General features: G+C 70.7%; 3 protein-coding genes. 2 read left to right on the top strand and 1 reads right to left on the bottom strand.

Annotated elements, in window-relative coordinates; translation table 11 throughout:
* Window positions 1-69 precede the first annotated feature (69 nt).
* Window positions 70-1,245 carry a glutaminase A gene (gene glsA, locus NR072_RS08160; protein ID WP_256836822.1) on the bottom strand — a complete coding sequence of 392 codons (1,176 nt, stop codon included), beginning with the start codon at window positions 1,243-1,245 and terminating at the stop codon, window positions 70-72.
* Between the two features lie 76 nt (window positions 1,246-1,321).
* On the opposite strand from glsA, the gene NR072_RS08155 reads away from it, so the two are divergent.
* Both NR072_RS08155 and NR072_RS08150 read left to right on the top strand, forming a co-directional pair.
* Entirely contained in the window at window positions 1,322-2,068 is a 747-nt protein-coding gene (locus NR072_RS08155; protein WP_186315076.1) for a DUF72 domain-containing protein, read from the top strand.
* An 87-nt stretch (window positions 2,069-2,155) separates the two neighbouring features.
* Entirely contained in the window at window positions 2,156-3,001 is an 846-nt protein-coding gene (locus NR072_RS08150) for an alpha/beta fold hydrolase (protein ID WP_010079170.1), read from the top strand.
* The last annotated feature ends 501 nt before the right edge of the window (window positions 3,002-3,502 follow it).

Raw genomic sequence — 3,502 nt, 5'->3', positions numbered from 1 at the left:
TGTGGTGCTGAATGCTGTGATCGCATGGTCCAAACGATTGTCAGACATGCCCTAGGCGTCAACGCGGGGTCAGCGGGGCCCGCTGAGGCCGCGCAGGGCGCCACGGTGCTGGAGCACGTGCAGGTCCCAGCGTGCGCTGAGCCCCTCGAACAACCCGATGCCACGCCGGGAGTTACCTTGCTCGTCCAGGCGCGGCGACCACGTGGCGATGCCCAGGGCCCCGGGCACGGCGCCGAGCAGCGCGCCCGAGACGCCGGACTTCGCGGGCACGCCGACCTCGGCCACCCACTGGCCGCTGGCGTCGTACATGCCGCAGGTGAGCATCACGGACATCGCCTGCTGCGCTACCCACTCGTCCAGCACCCGCTCCCCCGTCACGGGGTTCGTGCCGCCAGCGGCGAGGGTGGCGCCCATGACGGCCAGCTGGGGTGCGGTGACTAGGACCGAGCACTGCGCGAGGTACCCGGCCACGGCCTCGCGGGCCGAGATGGGCAGCCGGCCGGCGTCGGCGAGCAGGTGGGCCAGGCCCAGGTTGCGGTCGGCGCGGGTGCGCTCGGCGTCGAGGACGTCCTCGCAGACCTCCAGCTCGACGCCGGCCATCGCGCTGTAGCGGCGCAGTAGCAGGGCCGTCCGCTCATCCTCGTCCCCGGCGGGCAGGAGGGAGTGGACCAGGATGGCGCCGGCGTTGATCAGCGGGTTGCACGGCCGGCCGTCGTCGTGCAGGGACAGGTGGTTGAACGACTCACCGGAGGGCTCGACGCCCACGTCCTCCAGCACGTGGTCCAGGCCGATCTCCTGCAGCACCACCGCGTAGGTGAGGGCCTTGGAGACCGACTGCAGCGCGAAGGCGTGCTCGGTCTCCCCGGCGGCGGCCTGGTGGCCGTCCACCGTGCACACCGCCACGGCGAGGCCGTCCACATGCTGGCCGGCGACGTCCTCGAGGTAGTCGGAGGGCTCGCCGCGGCGGTCGGACTCCACCTCGCCGAGCATCGCGCGCAGGTCGTCGTCGAATCGCGTCGTGTCCATTCCTGTCACAGTAGTGGACGGGCGCCCGGGTCGCGGGCGGGCACCGGGCCGGTCACGGTGTGTACTGGACCGGGCGTTCGGGCCCAGCGGCAGGCCCAGCCACCTCCAGCCGATGACCATGCCGGTGCACGCGGGCAGGAAGGCGATCGAGGACGGGAGCATCGTGGCGATCAGGGAGCCGATGCCCATCTTCCGGTCGTACCTCTGAGCCACCGCGATGATCAGCGGGACGCTACGCGGGCGACGGAGGGTGAAGGCAAGACCCGGGAACCCGGGCCGGGGCTATCGTCGGGGGATGGACGTGCGGATCGGGACCTCCGGCTGGACCTACAGGCACTGGCGCGGGACCTTCTACCCGCAGGGGCTGCGGATCGCCGACCAGCTCGACCACTACACGGAGCGCTTCCGGACGGTCGAGCTCAACGGCTCCCACTACCGCTGGCCGGCGGACAGCACCGTCGAGGCATGGCGCGAGCGCCTGCCCGCCGGCTTCGAGATGGCCGTCAAGGCCTCCCGCTACCTCACCCACTACCGCAAGCTCAACGAGCCGCAGGACTGGGTGGAGCGCATCGTGCACACCCTGGACCTGCTCGGTGACCACGCCGGGCCGCTGCTGCTGCAGCTGCCGGTCAACCTGCACCGCGACGACGACCGACTCGCCGGGTTCCTCGGCCTGCTGCCCGATCGGGTGCGCGTGGCGGTGGAGGTCCAGCACGAGTCCTGGCTGGACGAGGACGTGTTCGACCTCCTCGACCGGCACGGGGCGGGGTTCGTGGTCTCGGTGATCGCCGGGCGGGAGCCGGTGCTGCGCGCGACCGGCCGCCTCGCCTACGTGCGCTTCCACAACGCGGACCCGGACTGGCGCTACGGCGGATCGTTCTCCGACGCCGAGCTCTCCCCCTGGGTGAAGCGGCTGCGGGAGCTGACCGGCGCGGACGCGGCGGGCGCGCGCCCCGCCTACGTCTACTTCAACAACGACAACCACGGCCACGCCGCGTTCAACGCGCTGACGCTGCGCAGGATGGCGGAGACCGAAGCCTGACACGTGCCGAGCGCGTGCCTAGCGTGAGGAGGAAGCGGCGGCCGAGCGCCGCCGTCGTCCCCCGAGAGCACAGGAAGGCAGACGCACATGACCCTCATGCAGATCCCCACGGACCACGGCACGATCGGGCTGAACGTGGAGGAGGCCGGCCACGGGCGTCCCGTCGTCCTCATCCACGGCTGGCCGCTGACCCTCGACTCGTGGAAGGACCAGGTCGCAGCCCTGTCCCCGCACTACCGCGTGATCACCTATGACCGGCGCGGCTTCGGCGCCTCGGAGAAGCCCGCCGGCGGCTACGACTACGACACGATGACCGCCGACCTGCACGGTTTGCTCACCGAGCTCGACCTGCGTGACGTGACGCTCGTGGGCTTCTCGATGGGCGGTGGCGAGGTGGCGCGCTACATGTCCCGGTTCGGCGCGGACCGGATCCACTCGGTGGTGTTCGCCGGCGCGGTGCCCCCGTACCTGCTGAAGACCGACGACAACCCCGACGGCCCGCTGACCGAGAAGCAGGCCGCCGAGATGCGGGCGGGCCTCGAGAAGGACCGCGAGTCGTTCTTCGACGACTTCACGACGACGTTCTTCTCCACCCCCAAGCTGGCCGGTCTGACCAGCAGCCTCAAGGTCACCGAGGAGCAGCGCCAGGAGGCCATCCGGATGGCGCTGCAGTCCGACCAGACGGCGGCGCTGGCCTGCATGGACGCGTTCGGGGCCACCGACTTCCGCCGCGACCTGCCGGCGGTGACCGTGCCGGCCCTGGTCCTGCACGGCGACGCCGACCAGATCGTGCCGTTCAAGGGCTCCGGCAAGCGGACGCACAAGGCGATCGACGGCAGCCGCGTCGAACTCGTCAAGGATGCCCCGCACGGCTTCAGCATCAGCCACTCCGAGGAGTTCAACCGGATCCTGCTGGAGTTCCTGGCGGAGTGAGGGCGCGGGCGGGCGCATCAGAGTGCGGGACGCGAGACGGCACTCGCGGGGGTGGTGCATGCCGCCCACCGCGGCGCCGACGCCGACCTTTCAGGTTCGATCCGACGCCGTGATCACCCGGAGCGCGGGATCAGGCCGACCGGCCGGCAGAACCGCGCGTCAGGACGTCGAGTACGAAGCCGATCGGCCCATGACGGGTGCGCGCGTCCTGAAATAGGCCAGATCGAAACTGCGAGCCCCGGTCCTCGTGCACCAGGCACCCAGCCACCACGGCTGCACCGCCGCGGCCTGCGACGGCCTTGTTCGCGCAGAGACAGAGCTTCTCCTCAGCCGTGAAGTGCTTCCTGATGTCGGTCAGTCAGAGCCTGCGCGGCGCTTCTGGAGCGGGCTGGCGCACAGACCGAGGTGCTGTCGATCCATGACGGCGAGATTCAGGCGCGTGAGAAGGGTCTGCCATGAGTTTGCTTGACACGAGTTATCAGGCGGCGGCAGCCGCCTGGA

Origin of the sequence: Micrococcus sp. Mcc89 (assembly GCF_024519795.1) — a bacterium.
GTDB lineage: Bacteria > Actinomycetota > Actinomycetes > Actinomycetales > Micrococcaceae > Micrococcus > Micrococcus luteus.
Note: the sequence above shows the minus strand (reverse complement) of the source record. Positions and strands in the feature narration are given on the sequence as shown.

Bases quoted from the DNA above. Each gene is read 5' to 3' on its own strand.
- NR072_RS08155 (WP_186315076.1), top strand. From the start codon at position 1,322: ATGGACGTGCGGATCGGGACCTCCGGCTGGACCTACAGGCACTGGCGC.
- NR072_RS08150 (WP_010079170.1), top strand. From the start codon at position 2,156: ATGACCCTCATGCAGATCCCCACGGACCACGGCACGATCGGGCTGAAC.